The following is a 15,898-nucleotide window of genomic DNA, read 5'->3' on the forward strand; positions in this document are numbered from 1 at the left end:
CTCCTTACAAGCCTAAGCCTTTCACACGCTTAGGCTCTCCATGCTCCACCGTGGCACGCACGCCACCGACAAATCGTCTGTTTGTCCCATGCTAAGACGGCAATACCCTGCATAGGCTATCATCGCCCCGTTATCAGTGCATAGGTGCAACGGGGCATAATGCACGCTCGCCCCCATCTTGGCAAGGGCGATCTCCAAATGCGCGCGTAGGCTCGCATTGGCGGACACACCCCCTGCAATGACGAGCTGTGTTAGCCCTGTTTGTTTTAGGGCTTTGGTGCATTTTTTGACGAGTGTATCCACCACCGCATACTGAAAACTTGCCGAAATGTCCGCCCGCACCACAGGATCAGTATCACTCCCTTTGGTGTCCTTGATGAGATTATGCACGGCTGTTTTCATGCCACTAAAACTAAAATCTAGCCCACGACCCATCATCGGACGTGGCAAATCATAGGCATGGGGGTTGCCCCCTTTGGCAAGTCGCTCCACGTTCGGCCCCCCAGGGTAAGGCAGACCGAGCATTTTGGCGGTTTTATCAAAACACTCACCCACCGCATCATCAATGCTCTCGCCCAATATCTCATACCGCCCCACGCCGTCCGCTCGCACCAGCATAGTATGACCGCCCGAGACAAGCAGACAGACAAAGGGAAAATTGACCCCCTTATCATTTTCTATCATCGGAGCCAGCAGGTGCCCTTCCATGTGATGAACGCCAATGGCAGGCACGCCAAGCCCATAGGCAAGCGTCCGCCCAAATAACACTCCTGTCATGAGCGCCCCAATCAGCCCCGGCCCTTTGGTGTAGGCGACCGCATCAATGTCGGATTTGGCGATATTTGCCTTATCCAGCAGCTCATTAAATAATGGTACAAGTTTACGAATGTGGTCTCTACTGGCAAGCTCAGGCACGACCCCGCCATAAGTGGCGTGTAGCTCAATCTGGCTATACAGCACCTGTGCCAACAACCCACCTTGACCGCCGTTTAGCTCACTGTCATAAATGGCAAGTCCTGTTTCATCGCAGGACGTTTCTAAACCTAATACTTTCATGATTTCTTTTCCAAAAATTTGGGGTATTATAGCATTTTTTAGATGATTGACATTCAGATAAAGATTTTTGATTTTTAATATTGTTAAATTTTATTTTATAAATCATTGATAAGATTAAAATTATTTAAAAATCACAATCTACCCCTACCAATTGCCAAACCTTTATTATAAACTACACCCAGCGAATTTGATATTTACCACGGCTTTGTAGGAACTGGCTCCGCATGTCCTTTGATAACAAATCAATTTTTATAGGCGTGCTCAGCACGCCCCTACACCCACACATCATAAATTTGTGGTAATTTGAAAGTTCTTTGATTATAAACATCCTTTGATCATTTAAAAAGACAAACCATGCCAAACACCCCCACCCCCCCTTTTATCATCGGCTTAACAGGCGGTATCGGTAGCGGAAAAACCGCCGTGAGCGACCATTTTGCCACGCTTGGCACAGATGTGATAGACGCTGATGTCATCAGCCACGCCATCACCGCCAAAGGCTCACCTGTGTTAGACGAGCTTGCCCACGCCTTTGGGACGGATATTCTTACAGACGGCGTGCTTAACCGAACTTACCTGCGTGAGCTTGTCTTTGCTGACCCTGCCAAACTTGCCACGCTAAACGCCATCACCCACCCTGCCATACGCACCCAAATCAAGCATGAGCTTGACCACGCCAGTAGCCCCTACGCCATATTATCCGCCCCGCTTTTGTTAGAGAGTATCAAGGGCGATGATAAGGGCTTGACCGCCCTTTGTGATAGGATTTTGGTTGTGGACGTGCCGACAGAGTTGCAAGTTCAGCGAGCTGTCAAGCGAGACGGACAGGGCAATAAGGACATTTTGGCAATCATTGATAAGCAAATCAGCCGAGATATACGCCTATCCTATGCCGATGACGTGATAGATAATTCAGGCAGTTTAGATGATTTATACCGCCAAATCAATGCGTTACATCAAAAATATCTGGCTATGGCAAACGATTTGGCAAAAGACAAATGATTTAAAAAGCACCTTGTAAGCAAATGCTTACACGCATTGATGACATTGGCGTATTTTCTTAGGGGCTAGATTTTGGCATAATACACCCATCAGCAAGGAGACGGCAAATGGATAAGCCAACATGGACGAGAGCTGATATTATGGAAGCCTTTACGGATAACGCAAGTAGCAAAACCCCTATAAAACCACAAACTCCCCCAAGTTTGTGGTTTTGTTTTTATGGTTTCATGCCATTATTAACTTTTAAAATTATCAGCACACCAAAAATAAAAAAGACAAACATTGAAGTTTGTCTTTTTTATGAGTCAGTGATTAAGCAGGGATACGCAACACTTGTCCCACATAGATTTTGTCAGGGTGTGATAGCAGTGGCTGATTCGCTTCAAAGATTTTGTTGTAATCATTGGCATTGCCGTACATTTCTTTGGCGATTTTAGATAGGGTATCGCCTGATTTGACGGTATAAAAACGAGACTCAGGCTCAGGGGTTGCTAAGGTTAATTGGTCGTCCACTTGGGCAACGTGCTGAACGTTACCTGCGGCAAGTACCGCTTTTTCACGGTCGGCTTGTGAAGCGGCGGTACCTGACAGCACCACCGTGTCAGTGTCGCCATTGTAGCTGACTTTTAAGCCGTCAATCTTGGCATTGGCTTGCACACGAGATAATAGCAAGTTGGCAATCTCTTGGGCATTTGGCTCAGCAGGGGCTGATGGTGTCGCCACAGGGGCTGGGACCGACTCTTCTTTTTTGTTACGGTTAAATACTTTATCGCCGATGTCTTTGGCAAAACTAAAAATACCCATGATGACTCCTTATTTGGATTTGATAGAAAGTGTGTTGACATTTAGATGATTTGTCTAGCAACCATCCTTAAAAAACTCCTTACTATCTTAGTATAAAATGATAAAAATTTGCACTGCATTTATGCGTAAAATTGTTATACTTATGTAATAAAAAAACCACTTTTTAAAACTAAAAAGTGGCGTGTGTTTGACTTCTACCTAATTTACACTTTGGCAGACACGTAGTCAATGGCTTTTTGAACGGTGGTTAGCTCAGCTGAATCTTCGTCAGGAATGGTAATACCAAACTCATTTTCAAACGCCATCACAAGCTCCACTAAGTCAAGAGAGTCTGCACCTAGGTCGTCCATGAAAGACGCTGCATTGTTAATTTCGTCAGCATTTAGGCTAAGTTGCTCGGCAACGGCCGCTTTTACTTTGGCTTCGATATCGCTCATAAGAGTATCCTTTTTAACATGGGAATTTAAGAAAATCAGCACCAATGATTTGATGACTGAAAACTTGTGTATGATAAAACATTTTTGTCATTTATGCAAGTGCTATTAGTACGCTCGTTCACAAATTTACATAAAATCGTGACGTACACGTGACAAATCACATGTACATGCCACCATTGACCGCCAACACTTCGCCTGTGATGTAGCTTGCCCCATCACTTGCCAAAAACGACACCGCTGCGGCAATCTCCTCAGGCTGAGCCATACGCCCAAGCGGTACAGCATCTAGCATAGAGTTTACCAAACGCTCGTCTAGCTCTTCGGTCATGTCCGTCTCGACAAAACCAGGGGCGACACAGTTTACCGTAACCCCACGAGAGCCAATCTCACGAGCCAACGCACGGGTAAAGCCTTCCACGCCTGCCTTGGACGCGGCATAGTTGGTCTGACCTGCGTTACCCATCTGCCCGACCACGGATGTGACGTTGATGATACGTCCAGAGCGGGCTTTCATCATGCCACGCACCGCACGGCGACTCATGCGATAGATGGCGGTTAAGTTGGTATCAAGCACGCTCGCCCAGTCTTCATCTTTCATACGCATGAGCAGACCGTCTTTGGTAATGCCTGCGTTATTGACCAGTACATTGACCGAGCCGTACACGCTGTCAATCTCTTCAAAGAGTTTATCAATCGCCGCATCATCACAGACATCAAGCACACGCCCGATACCCCCCGACTCGGACAGATACTCTTCTATCGCTTCCGCTCCACGCTCGCTGGTGGCGGTACCAATGACAAAATGCCCTTCACTGGCAAACTGCTCGGCAATGGCACGCCCGATACCACGGCTCGCCCCTGTGACTAGGATAATCTTACGACTCATGTAATTGCTCCAATTTTTCTAAACGTGCTAATTTGTCCGTCGGCAAAGCGACAATCGGTGTCTCTTGACGTTTGGCAAGATTAGACAGGACATTGCCCGGCCCGCACTCAATCACAACATCGATTTGTTTATCGGCAAGTTTTTGCATGGTTTGTGACCACAGCACTGGCATGGAGAGCTGTTCGGTGAGAGCGGTCTTGATGTCGCTGACATGCTTATGCACTTGGGCATGACGGTTTTGGATGACAGGGATTTGGGCGGTGGCAAATTCGGTCGTATCCAAAAGTTTTGCCAATGCGTCGCTGGCAGGGTTCATCAGCTCACAGTGCGACGGCACAGAGACTTTGAGTGGCACCGCCTTTTTGCCCAGTGACTCTACCGCTGACAGCACATGGCTCACACCCACTTGTGTGCCTGCAATCACCACTTGTCCGGGGTTATTAAAGTTGGCAGGACCCACAATGCCTGCGTTTTCGGTAGCATCTTCGCACAGACTGGCAACCTGCTCATCATCCAACCCCAGCACCGCCACCATCTGCGTGTCTATCCCTGCCACCGCCCCTGTCATGAGCTTGCCACGCTCATGCACGAGCTTGACCGCATCTGTCAGGCTAAGCACGCCACTTGCCACCAGTGCCGAGTACTCACCGAGCGAATGCCCTGCCAAGCACAGCGGTGTTATCCCCTGTGCTGACAGTTTGTCTTTGACAATCTGCCAAATCGCCACGCTCGCTGTGAGCAGAGCAGGCTGAGTAAATTCGGTCTTATTAAGACGGCTCTCATCATGGGTTATCTCCCACAAATCCACGCCCAACGCACCACTTGCTTCGTCAAACGTAGTCTTTACCACACTAAAATGCTCGGCAAGCTCATCCATCATGCCAATGGTCTGCGACCCTTGACCAGGGAAAATCACTGCCACACGTTTTGTTGTCATGTTACACCATTTTTTATCAAACATTCATCACGCTGATGAACGTATCATTTTACCATAAATAATAAACATTTGTTTACAAATTATCGATTAAATTTACAAACAAATTTTTTACAATTTAATGTCCGATAACCATTTTTATAAAACAGCTCTTGTTTAAAGCAAACTACACCATAAAAGCAGGCACGTCCCACTAATGGCAATCAATAATTTAAAACAAAAAAGCCAAGCTCATGCGGTCATGGAACTTGGCTTAGGCTTGGTTTTTACAAGGTAGAAACCAAACAAATTAGCTTTCGGCGGCTACTTTAAATAGCTGACGACCACGGTAAAAACCGTCTTTGGTCGCATGATGACGAATGTGTTTTTCGCCAGTGGTAGAATCAATGCTTAGAGTGGCAACGCTGATACGGTCGTGAGAACGACGCATATCACGGCGTGAACGGCTTTTGCGGTTTTGTTGAACTGCCATGATAGCTCCTAAAATAAAGTACGGCAAATGACTGCCAAATTTAATGAAAGTGGGTATCTGTGGCGGTAGCATCATTTTCGCCTAATCAAATGGGTGCAGATACATTAAACGCCCTATTATACCAAAAATTTGACATTTTAAAAGCCTATTTTTGCAAAATTTACAAAATATTGCTTAGCCCGACAGTTTACCCTTTAACTGCTCCAACACAGCAAAGGGGTTTTCGGCAGGTTCGTCCGCCACATCGCCCACGCTGTCCGTGTGCATGTCGCAGTCGTCATGGCGTGGCGAGAGCGGAATGGCAAGCAGTAGCTCATCTTCTAGCATGTCCTCCACAGGGAGTATTTTTTTGCCATCGGGACAAATCTCATCTAGCAGGACATAATCTGCCGTCTCATCTAGGGCTTCTAGGTAGCCAATCTTGTTTTCGCTCTCTAAGATTGCCATGCGGTAATTGCCCGAGACATCCACAGGCATGGAGTTAAGACAGCGTTGGCACGCCACGGACAGCACCGCTTTGACATCATAGGTTAGCCACAGGATTTTGTCTTGTCGGGCGAGCGTTAAGGCAACGCTTAGCACATCATCACTAGCGATAACCTGCCCTGCTAGGCGTGGCAAGGCAGTCACAGGAACATCGCCCTGCCATGTAAAGCCGATGTCTGCCCATTTGTCAAAGGCGATGTTTTGGGGCAGTGTGGCTGATTGGTGCGTGGGTGCGGTCATCTTGTCATCATCATAAAAATTTGGCTTATTATTTCATAAAACCTGCCAAAATTCACGCAAAATTTGTGGAGCGTGGTATAATTTTTGTTTTTAGATTCAGATAACACCCCATGAGCACCACTGATTTTAGCAAGCTGGGTCTGCACACCCAAACATCACTCTGGCAAGCCTTTTATGATGACAAAACCATACAGGCGTGCGTGGCAGACGTGTGCCGTTTTGATGAGACATATCGCACGCTAAAACAGACATGGCAAACCCTAAGCGATGATGAGCATGAACAGACCGACTGGCTCATCACCCTATTTAATCATCTCTATCAGCACAGCGCCATGCCGACCCTACTTGTACGTGGTAAGAGCGAACCTGAATACTTTGCTGGCAAAGACGGCATGCCTGCTCGCATTGAGTTCGCTCACGGGTTTTTCCAAAGTGCGTTGCATGAGATAAGCCATTGGTGCGTGGCAGGGGCGACACGCAGGGGACTTGATGATTTTGGCTATTGGTACTGCCCTGACGGGCGAGATGAGATGACCCAACGCCAGTTTGAGAAGGCAGAAATCAAACCCCAAGCCATCGAATGCCTGCTGTCATTGGCGTTGGGGCGGTATTTTTATGTCTCAGCGGACAACCTAAATGCCGATTTTGACACATCAAACAGCACCTTTGCCACAGACGTGTACGCCCAAGCTCATGCCTATTTGCAAAATCCACACGCACCGTCTTGCCTTTTATCCAAAGATGCCAAACGCCTGATTTGGGTGTGTTTAGACATGAATATGGCAAGGTAAACGGGGAATTTATAAATATCATTTGCCCCCATAAACCCATCTAACACATTATCAATTTGTAAGGACAATCCATGAAAACACTCTATATCCATCCCGACAACCCCCAACCCCGCCTGATAGACGAAACGGCAACTACCTTATCATCAGGCAAAGTCATCATCACACCGACCGAGTGTGGCTATCGTTTCGCCTTTGGGATGAATGCCAAAGACGCCTTTGAACGCTTGGTGCGTCTGGGACTAGATGAGTCCGATTTGCTACTGGTGTGCCAAAACATCAGTCAGCTGTCGGACGTGGCGGTCGTGGCAAATGATGCTTTTCGTACCCTAAAAAGCGACTTTACACCCCATCACGCCTTTGTCTTGGAGCCGACCAAAGTGGTCAATAAAAAAATCATCAGCAAAAAATCACTTCGCTTTACCACGTCCGCCACGCCCGTGATGATGGCACTGTTAGAGCAAATTGGCGAGCCGTTTTTCATCGCTCCACTCGTCTATCAAGGCGAGCCTGTCAGCGAACATTATGACATCACGGACAAATTAGACTCACAAGCAGACATTTTTGTGGATGTGGGCGTGATTGATGATATTGAGATAAGCGTGGTTGATTTGATGGATTAGGATTTATTTTTAAAATCCAAACCTTAACTCAATAATACCAATTTTAAAAAACAAAAAAGTGCAAATCGCACCTTTTTATCTGCCCTGCCTGTTATTTACGGTCGGGCAAATTGATGTTCATTTCAAGCACATCAAGGCTTTCTTCATGACGCTGTTTGATATTGACATCATCAATCTGTACGCCACTAATGAATTTATTGACCACCGCCAAAATCTCACGCTTCATCTCATCCACACGCTCAGGGGTCAGGCGAGTGTTTAGGCGGTCGTGGCTTGCGACGATGACTTTTAGGCGGTCTTTGGCGATAGACGCACTGGTTGGCTCATCGCCCCCACCAAATAACGTACTCCAAAATCCTTTTTTCATATCAGCCCCCGAACAACTTAGCAAAGAAACCTTTCTTTTTGACATCAATGTGACGCAAAGGACGGTTTTCACCCAAGAATCGTGCCACGATGTCATCATAGCATTGACCTGCTGCCGAGTCTTTAAAATAAATGACAGGCTGACCGTGGTTTGACGCTTCTAGCACGGCATTAGACTCTGGAATGACACCGATGAGTGGCACTTTTAGAATGTCATTGGCAATGTCATCAATGCCCATCATCTCGCCGTGGGCGGCACGCTCTGGGTTGTAGCGAGTAATGATGAGATGTTCTTTGACGCTACCACCTTCTTCGACACGTTTGGTGCGAGACTGCAAGATACCAATGATACGGTCAGAATCTCGCACGCTCGATACTTCTGGGTTGGTGACAATCAAAGCTTCATCGGCGTGATACATGGCAAGCTGTGCCCCACGCTCAATCCCTGCCGGACTGTCGCAGATGATGTAGTCAAAGCCCAGCTCATCAGACAGCTCTTTCATGACCGCCGCCACGCCTTCATCGGTTAAGGCGTCTTTGTCACGGGTTTGCGAGGCAGGCAGAATGTACAGATTTTCCTGCTGTTTGTCTTTGACCAGTGCTTGTGAGAGCTTGGCATTACCACTGATGACATCCACAAAGTCATAAACAATGCGGTTCTCACAGCCCATGATAAGGTCAAGGTTACGCAAACCCACGTCAAAGTCGATGATGACCGTCTTATACCCACGCTCTGCCAGACCTGCCCCAAAAGACGCACTGGTGGTGGTTTTGCCCACACCGCCTTTACCTGATGTTACTACGATGATTTTTGCCACAGGGCAACTCCTTATAATTTGGTATTGCTACATTTAGCAATTTAAAAATACTTTGTGCTCAACTGTCTTTTTTATCATTGCTGTTATTTTTACTCTATTCATCAATGATTTGCCACCAGTTAAGATTTAGAAAAAATTTATCTATTTTACCATAATTTTAGGGCATGTTGAACTTTTGTATTTGCAATGAAAAATGAGAAAAATCGCCCGTTTTTCAAGGAAAAAGTGAAGTTTGATAGTCATTCTATCAAACGAGCTTTTGACGATGAAAAACAAGATTTAGCCATTTTTCATGCAAAAACATCATTTTATTTTTTAAACTTTCTAAAATGTAAATTGTGTTACAAAGGTTCAACATGCCCCGAACAATAATAAACCAAACCCATCACGCCATGAGCGTAAAGATAAGTCCCTTATCTTCATCATAGCTGACCTGCACTGCCTTATCTATCATCTCAGGCGGAATGGCGTCGCTTAGGCAGTAGGTGCCTGCCACTGAGACCAGCGTGGGGTTGAACTTTTGGCAAAAAATACGGGCGTGTTTGTCGCCTGTTGCCCCTGCCACCAATCGCCCTTGTCCATGTCCATAGATGTGCAAACTGTTGTCAGTAATGGCTTCTGCCCCTTTATTGACCCCACCAATAACAATCAAATCACCGCCCAAATGTTGCAGGCTCTGACCCGAGCGAAGCATTTGGCTGTGTACGCTACTGGTGACGCCCTGCTCTTGTTTGGAGGTGTTATCGGCAGTGTCCAGCCCTAGGGGGGCGGTTTGAGTTTGGGTGGCGGTCGCTTCTTTTTGGGCTACGGGCTGATTGGCGGACTCGCCTGCTTGTCCTGATGGCGTAGCTTCTGATGACTGAGTTTCTGGTGATTGGGCATTATTGGCATTTGTATCGTCCGCCTTTATGGAGGCAGGACGTGAATCGGTCGGCTTGATACGCTCCATGCGTTTGCCATCGGCAGGAAAAGTCGCCAGTCGCAGGGCGTTTGCCTGCTCGCTTAGCACGCCATCAACCACACCTATCGGCTGTACGCCCATCTGCCACAACATCTCAATCAATGCCGACAAATCAAGCTTACACTCACTGTCTAGCACCACAGGCACGGACGTGTTGTCTTTTAATAGAACACTTAGTTCATCTTGAATGGCGGTCAGGTCGTCAGTGTGCAGTTTTAGACGGCTAAAACTGAGCATTTTGCCAAATAAAGTAATCGGTTTCATAACATCATCACCTAAAATTTTGCCAATTTTACCATTTTTTTGGTGTTTTGGGGCAAAATCATCGCCTTTGGGTGGCGATTTTGGCATTTTTGGTGATGAGTGGCGTGGGTTTATTTGGCAAAATGATAAATCCTTTGCCTCATTCTCACTTTGTATCAGTGATTGATTTATCAAGGGCGAATGTAATTCATCCCTACAATCCGAAAAATAATCATTGAAAAATCAATAAGTTGCAACTTTAAATTGAGATTAAAGCACCCTCTTATAAATGCAACTGCTCTTTGTGCTTCCACTGCTGGACTTTGACTTGCTTTTCAAAGGCATTTAGAGCGTCATCAATCACCCCACTCACGAGCTTTTGTAGTTGTGGGTGTGTGGTATCAATGCTTGCCACCCCTTTGGCGACATTGACCATCAGGGCGTCTAGGGTTTTTTCATCAAACAAATGCTCATTGACCGCCATGGTAACATTCTCGCCAATATGACGACCCACACTCGTAATCTGCGACTCTATCATGCCCCCTGCGATGGGAATGAGTTTAAGATAACGTCTTAGCTCAGGCGTGTCAAGCAGTGCCTGCTCAACGGACGTGCCGATGTCATGCGAGAGCTGTTGCCCTGTCTGTGACAAAAACGCCTGCTGTAACTTCGGGGCAAGCTCACGGCGAAGCAAATCAAGCACCACACTCTCAAACTCAGCACGGTTACGGTCAATGGTCGTCTGAATCAGCGTGCCATGCGTCTTGGACTGCGCCATCTGGTCACGAAAGTTATCAATGGCGGTCAAAATCACCCTGTCCGAGAGTTCTTCTAAGATGACATGGTAATAAAACTGGGCGGATGTTATCCATTTTTTGGGAATGACCATCACACCTGTGTCGTGCAAGCGTTTGATGATAATCCCTGCTCGCAGTAGCCTTAACGCACGAAGCATGGGAAAACACGCCAGCACTTCATACCAATGCACAAAAGGAAAAAAGAACCAACGATAATAAGTGCGACGCTTGATGGTAAGCAGCCACCGCACCAACAGCTCACTCACCCAAAACAGCGTAAACATCCCCCCGATGGCGGATAAACTAACATGGTATCGCTCTTGATAAGCACTAAGCATGCCACTAAATCCGCCCCACTCGGCAAGTTTGGTCACAAGTCCGCTCATCAAAATGTTATCGGCAAATATCAAACACAGGTCAATAACCAGCAGGATAAGCATGCCGACATCGTAGATGATTTTGGTGCGACTTTGCTTAGCGGTCGGCTCTCGCTCGTCTTTGTCCGTGCCAAAGAGCGGAATGACATCATCTGGCACATCAGATGGTTGGGGGATTTCTAGGTCGGACAAATGGGGTGTGTGTTTGCTACTCATGGTGTTTTGCTATGATTAAACTTGTAAACATTGGGGTATTGTAAAACTTTTTGGGCGGTTTTAAAAGGTTTGGTTTTTCTGTCTTGTTTTCAGCTTTATACACCCAAAAAACTTCAAAATTACCACAAACGCAAGATGTTTGGGTGTAGGGGCGTGCTGAGCACGCCCCTAAAAATGACATATTAAAAGATGTGTGAAATGACATATTAAAAGATGTGTGGAGCCAATCCCTACAAAACCGTGGTAAATATCAGGTTTGTTGGGTATAGGATATGGGGCAAATATCATTTACCCCACCATGAAAAATAATCACTGATAAATCAATAGGTTAGAATTTTAAGCTAAGATTGGCATTTTAAGCCATGCTAGACCTGCTCAAACTCACGCATCATCTGCCCAATTCGCTCATCTTTGGCAGTCCACGCCTTATCCAAAAAGTCAAACAGCTCCGCCTTGACCGTCTCATCGCTGTCGTATTTGCCATCTTTTAAATCAGCAAATAACCGCTCATCCATTTCCAGATGACGAATGTCCACGCCCAAACGGGTCATCTTACCTGCCCACAGCTCGCCATAGTCAGGCACGCCATCAGGATAGACCACCGTCATGTCCAGTATGCCGTCTATCTTATCGCCCAAACTGGCGATGGCTAAGGCAAAGCCCCCTGCTTTGGGCTTTAATAGGTGCTGATAAGGCGAGTTTTGGCGGGCGTGCTTGTCCTTACTAAACCGTGTGCCTTCTAGGTAGTTGAGCAGAACAAATGGCTTATCAGCGAGCAGGCCACAGGCACGTCTGGCTTCTTCCAAATCCCGAGTGGCAAGGGCAGGATTTTTGGCGATTTGTGCCTTAGAGTGGCGTTTCATCATCGGAAAATCCAAAAAATAAAACGCCTGCCCCACGATAGGAATATAGAGCAGTTCATGCTTGGCAAAAAATCGAGTAATCGGCAACCGTGACTCGCTCACATACTGCACCACGCTTGTATCCACCCATGACTGATGGTTGCACACGAGCAGATACCGCCCGTCTTTTTTTAGGTCGTCAGGCATCGATATCCGCCAGTCACGCTTTGGCATGAGCGTATCTAGCAGGCGGTTATTGGTGTTAATCCAGTGATTGGCGATAGATAGTACCGCCTTATCGCCCTGCTTTGAGCCAAGCAATGTCTTGGCAAGCCCCGCCCCATATAACGGCACGCTGATTGCCACGCTGTTAGCAACCATCGTCCCAAGCCCCGTACCTAGGCGGAGTTTTTGGGCAAGTTTGGGGTGTTTGTCATGGATTTTTTGAAAAAAGGAGGTGGTATTAGGGTTATTTTTATGCATACGAAAACCGCCCATCAGATAAATATAACAACTTGTGTCAAAATCTACTCGTCATCAACCCATCAGGATAAGTACCATACCGCACCCCGATGTCGCTTGATGATGGGTGTATTATTATGCACTATTTTAGCAAATTTTTATCAAAATAATCAAAAAAACATCAAAAAAAATAATTAAAAACCATCAAAGTTTTCAAAGGCTTTTTAAAAAATGACTTTAAAAACTAAATAAGTCGATTTTACCATCGTTATTAATTTAAAATAAGTAAAAAATCTTGGTAAAAACCGCCCTTTTTGACAAATTTTGATACAATTTTACCAAAATTTTATGCATTTTCCTGTAAGGATTGTCCCTATTTTAGGGCGATTGTGCAAAATGCCAGTCCATTTTTACAATTAAAATAACCGATTAACTACATACTTATAACAAATAAGAGAGTTTTTTACGGCATAATAGTCTCATCACTCATCAAATGGTTTGGGCTTGGTTTAAATGCGTTTAAATATCTGTTTAGATTTTAATATCTAAACACCCATATCAAAGTTAAGCCCAAACCGCATTTGAGGACTTTCATTTTACCATCTCTAATAGGAGTATCCCATGAAAAAAATTCTTACCATCACCGCCGTTTCTGCAAGCATGATTTTGGCAGGTTGTGCCAGCACTGGTACCACGGGTGTGAATGACACCACCAAAAAAGCAGGTCTTGGTGCATTGGGCGGTGCTGTCCTAGGTGCTGCCATCTCTAAGGCGACAGGTGGCGAACACACAGGTCGTGATGCTGCCATTGGTGCTGCCATTGGTGCAGGTGTTGGTACTTACATGAGCAAGCAAGAAGCCAAATTAAGACAGCAAACCGCAGGTACAGGCATTGAAGTACAAAGAGACCCTGTCACCAACAACATTAACTTGTCTATCCCAGAGGCGATTACCTTTAATGTTGGCAGATATGACATCAAGCCTAGCTCGTACAACACCCTAAACCAAGTGGCGAGCACCCTAAACCAATACAACCAAACCACGGTTATGGTAAACGGCTATGCGTCTATTGAAGGTAACGCCAACGCCAACCAAGTACTATCACAAAACCGTGCCGCTGCTGTTGCCAACTACCTAGCAGGTCAAGGCGTGAGTGCTAGCCGCATCAGTGCTGTTGGACGTGGTGCAACCACTCAGTTTGGTAGCAGTTATGAACCAAACCGCCGTGTTGAGCTAACCATCCTAGCCCCACAAAGCATGAACTAATCTTATCCCCTTGGGTAAACCAAAACAGGTCATGTATGTGACCTGTTTTTTGTTTTTTAATTTTTCTTTTTAAAAGCCATCATGTTAAAATATTTTTAAACTCAATACATCACCATCCATGCCCCACACCGATTTATTCGCCCATTTTGACAAACATGACATCACGCTCATCATCCACAAAAAAGCCGTCAAAAACGTCAATTTTCGCCTAACATTCATAAGCGCTCGCCCCTGTTTTGCTGTCAGCGTGCCACGTCATCTGTCTGATGGTGACATCCACCGCCTTATCATGTCCAAGTCCGCATGGGCAATGGCTCACGCCCACAAACGCAAACATACCCACGCCGACCACAGCTCAAGCCATGCCCATTCCAAGCTGTGGGGCGAGTCTTTTGATGTGGCAGATTATCTAATACAGCACCCCATCAGGCCATCAAAACAGCAACGCCAAGACCTCCACGCCTGCCGACTTGTCATCTATGAGCATGAACTCAAAGCTCGCCTGCCTGCTCTGGCAGACACATGGCAACCTGTGGTCGGTCACTTTGCCGATGAGATTCGCACCAAGAAAATGCACACTCGCTGGGGCAGTTGCAACACCCATGAAGCTCGCATTTGGCTATCCACTTATCTGCCTGCCTATCCCTACCCCTGCACCGAATATGTCTTTGTGCATGAACTGTGCCATCTTATCCATCCCAACCACAGCCCTGCTTTTTGGCATGAAGTCAAAAAAGCCATGCCTGACTATCAGACATGGCATAATTTGCTAAAAGGTAAGCCCTAATTGGCTTAGCCTTTGGCTTCATGGGCGGTTAAGGCTTCATTAAAAATCTCGCTTAGGATTTTGACGTCATTGACCCGTGCATAGTTTAGGCGAGTAACGAACGCGAGTCGTCTGTGTGGTCCTGTCTCATTTAGGGGTAAGGCAGTTACGTCATCGCCGATTTGCTCTAACGCCATCTTAGGTACTAGGGTTGTCCCCATGCCCGCTTTTGCCATCTGAATGAGTGTATTAAGACTGGCGTCCGAAAAGCCTGATTTTAGCTCGTTTTTATTCATGGTACAAACCGACAGCACTTGGTCGGTCAAACAATGCCCTTCACCCAGTAGCAACACGTCATTTTCAAACAGCTCCATGCTTGAAATACTCACTTTGTCATACTTGCCATCTTTGGGGAAAATGGCATAAAAATTCTCCGCCCAAAACTCAAAGGCATGCAGACCATCAACCGCATAAGGCAGTGCCACGATGGCGGTGTCAATATACCCATAACGCACCTGCTCTAACAGGCGTTCGGTCTGCTTTTCGGTCACCGCCATCTCAAACTGGGGGTACTTGTCTTTGATTGTTGGCAAAACTTTGGGGAGCAGATACGGAGCGATGGTCGGGATAATGCCTATCGTCATCGGGTAGGCAAGGGGCAACTGATGGCTGTGGGCTCGGGTCGTTAAGTCGCTAATCTCGCTAAACACCCGCTGGGCTCGCTCCAACAGCTCTTCGCCGATGGGCGTGATAAGCACCTGCTTGTTATTTCGCTCAAAAATCTGCGTGTCTAGCTGTTTTTCAAGCTCGGCAATGCCAAGACTTAGGGCAGATTGGGAAATGTTACACTCTTCGGCAGCACGTTTAAAATGCTTGTGCTTGGCAACGGCAAGGGCGAACTCTAACTGACGCAAGGTAATCATCACGCATTCCTTATTTTAAAAAATCGTACCTGCTATTTTACACCTAAGTTTGATAAAACAAAACCTTTTATTTAAAACTTTTAACTGCATAAACCGTTAATTTTTGTTATCATATAATGCTTTCAAGGGTTTT

18 protein-coding genes are annotated in these 15,898 nt (G+C 46.3%); 5 read left to right on the forward strand and 13 right to left on the reverse strand.

The window, feature by feature from the left end:
* Positions 1–21: 21 nt before the first annotated feature.
* Positions 22–1,056: a tRNA (adenosine(37)-N6)-threonylcarbamoyltransferase complex transferase subunit TsaD gene (tsaD, locus tag K941_RS0112940; RefSeq protein ID WP_029103908.1), complete on the reverse strand. Its 1,035-nt coding sequence runs from the start codon at positions 1,054–1,056 to the stop codon at positions 22–24.
* 354 nt (positions 1,057–1,410) lie between these two features.
* Here tsaD and coaE point away from each other — a divergent pair, with 354 nt between their 5' ends.
* The gene (gene coaE, locus K941_RS0112945) at positions 1,411–2,058 is read left to right on the forward strand and encodes a dephospho-CoA kinase (RefSeq protein WP_029103909.1); all 648 of its coding nucleotides are present in this window, start codon (positions 1,411–1,413) and stop codon (positions 2,056–2,058) included.
* A gap of 312 nt (positions 2,059–2,370) precedes the next feature.
* On the opposite strand, the gene lysM is transcribed toward coaE, so the two are convergent.
* The 6 genes from lysM to K941_RS0112980 all read right to left on the reverse strand — a co-directional run bounded on the left by lysM (position 2,371) and on the right by K941_RS0112980 (position 6,317).
* Positions 2,371–2,862, reverse strand: a complete 492-nt coding sequence (lysM, locus tag K941_RS0112950) for a peptidoglycan-binding protein LysM (protein WP_029103910.1) — start codon at positions 2,860–2,862, stop codon at positions 2,371–2,373.
* 203 nt (positions 2,863–3,065) lie between these two features.
* Positions 3,066–3,299: an acyl carrier protein gene (gene acpP, locus K941_RS0112955; protein WP_029103911.1), complete on the reverse strand. Its 234-nt coding sequence runs from the start codon at positions 3,297–3,299 to the stop codon at positions 3,066–3,068.
* A gap of 157 nt (positions 3,300–3,456) precedes the next feature.
* Entirely contained in the window at positions 3,457–4,185 is a 729-nt protein-coding gene (gene fabG, locus K941_RS0112960) for a 3-oxoacyl-ACP reductase FabG (protein ID WP_029103912.1), read from the reverse strand.
* A complete protein-coding gene (gene fabD / locus K941_RS0112965) occupies positions 4,175–5,122 on the reverse strand; it encodes an ACP S-malonyltransferase (RefSeq protein ID WP_029103913.1) in 948 nt (315 codons plus the stop codon). The genes fabG and fabD overlap by 11 nt, the downstream gene beginning before the upstream one ends.
* A 286-nt stretch (positions 5,123–5,408) precedes the next feature.
* Positions 5,409–5,591: a 50S ribosomal protein L32 gene (gene rpmF, locus K941_RS0112975; protein ID WP_029103914.1), complete on the reverse strand. Its 183-nt coding sequence runs from the start codon at positions 5,589–5,591 to the stop codon at positions 5,409–5,411.
* A 174-nt stretch (positions 5,592–5,765) separates the two neighbouring features.
* Positions 5,766–6,317 carry a YceD family protein gene (locus K941_RS0112980; protein ID WP_029103915.1) on the reverse strand — a complete coding sequence of 184 codons (552 nt, stop codon included), beginning with the start codon at positions 6,315–6,317 and terminating at the stop codon, positions 5,766–5,768.
* Positions 6,318–6,427: 110 nt separating this feature from the next.
* Between K941_RS0112980 and K941_RS16070 the strand changes: the two genes are divergently transcribed.
* Positions 6,428–7,108: an elongation factor P hydroxylase gene (locus K941_RS16070; protein WP_051226088.1), complete on the forward strand. Its 681-nt coding sequence runs from the start codon at positions 6,428–6,430 to the stop codon at positions 7,106–7,108.
* 71 nt (positions 7,109–7,179) lie between these two features.
* On the forward strand, positions 7,180–7,728 hold the full coding sequence (locus K941_RS0112990; protein WP_029103916.1) for a Sua5/YciO/YrdC/YwlC family protein: 549 nt from the start codon (positions 7,180–7,182) through the stop codon (positions 7,726–7,728).
* 91 nt (positions 7,729–7,819) lie between these two features.
* Here K941_RS0112990 and minE read toward each other — a convergent pair whose 3' ends face one another.
* From minE to K941_RS0113025, 5 genes are all read right to left on the reverse strand, one after another.
* Complete coding sequence (gene minE, locus K941_RS0112995) at positions 7,820–8,095, reverse strand: cell division topological specificity factor MinE (protein ID WP_029103917.1); 276 nt, start codon at positions 8,093–8,095, stop codon at positions 7,820–7,822.
* A gap of 1 nt (position 8,096) precedes the next feature.
* Entirely contained in the window at positions 8,097–8,912 is an 816-nt protein-coding gene (minD, locus tag K941_RS0113000; protein WP_029103918.1) for a septum site-determining protein MinD, read from the reverse strand.
* Between the two features lie 385 nt (positions 8,913–9,297).
* Positions 9,298–10,137 (reverse strand): septum site-determining protein MinC, encoded by an 840-nt coding sequence (gene minC / locus K941_RS0113010; protein ID WP_036388535.1) that lies wholly within the window; start codon positions 10,135–10,137, stop codon positions 9,298–9,300.
* A 262-nt stretch (positions 10,138–10,399) separates the two neighbouring features.
* Positions 10,400–11,506: a hypothetical protein gene (locus K941_RS0113015; protein ID WP_051226089.1), complete on the reverse strand. Its 1,107-nt coding sequence runs from the start codon at positions 11,504–11,506 to the stop codon at positions 10,400–10,402.
* Positions 11,507–11,871: 365 nt separating this feature from the next.
* The gene (locus K941_RS0113025; RefSeq protein WP_029103923.1) at positions 11,872–12,831 is read right to left on the reverse strand and encodes an acyltransferase; all 960 of its coding nucleotides are present in this window, start codon (positions 12,829–12,831) and stop codon (positions 11,872–11,874) included.
* Positions 12,832–13,431: 600 nt separating this feature from the next.
* Here K941_RS0113025 and K941_RS0113030 point away from each other — a divergent pair.
* Both K941_RS0113030 and K941_RS16075 read left to right on the forward strand, forming a co-directional pair.
* Entirely contained in the window at positions 13,432–14,076 is a 645-nt protein-coding gene (locus K941_RS0113030; protein WP_029103924.1) for an OmpA family protein, read from the forward strand.
* A gap of 118 nt (positions 14,077–14,194) precedes the next feature.
* Positions 14,195–14,863, forward strand: coding sequence for a M48 family metallopeptidase (locus tag K941_RS16075; protein ID WP_036388489.1), 669 nt, complete (start codon positions 14,195–14,197; stop codon positions 14,861–14,863).
* A 5-nt stretch (positions 14,864–14,868) separates the two neighbouring features.
* Here K941_RS16075 and K941_RS0113040 read toward each other — a convergent pair whose 3' ends face one another.
* Positions 14,869–15,765 (reverse strand): hydrogen peroxide-inducible genes activator, encoded by an 897-nt coding sequence (locus K941_RS0113040; RefSeq protein WP_029103925.1) that lies wholly within the window; start codon positions 15,763–15,765, stop codon positions 14,869–14,871.
* Positions 15,766–15,898 lie beyond the last annotated feature (133 nt).

It is taken from the genome of Moraxella caprae DSM 19149, assembly GCF_000426885.1.
GTDB classification, from domain to species: Bacteria; Pseudomonadota; Gammaproteobacteria; order Pseudomonadales; family Moraxellaceae; genus Moraxella; species Moraxella caprae.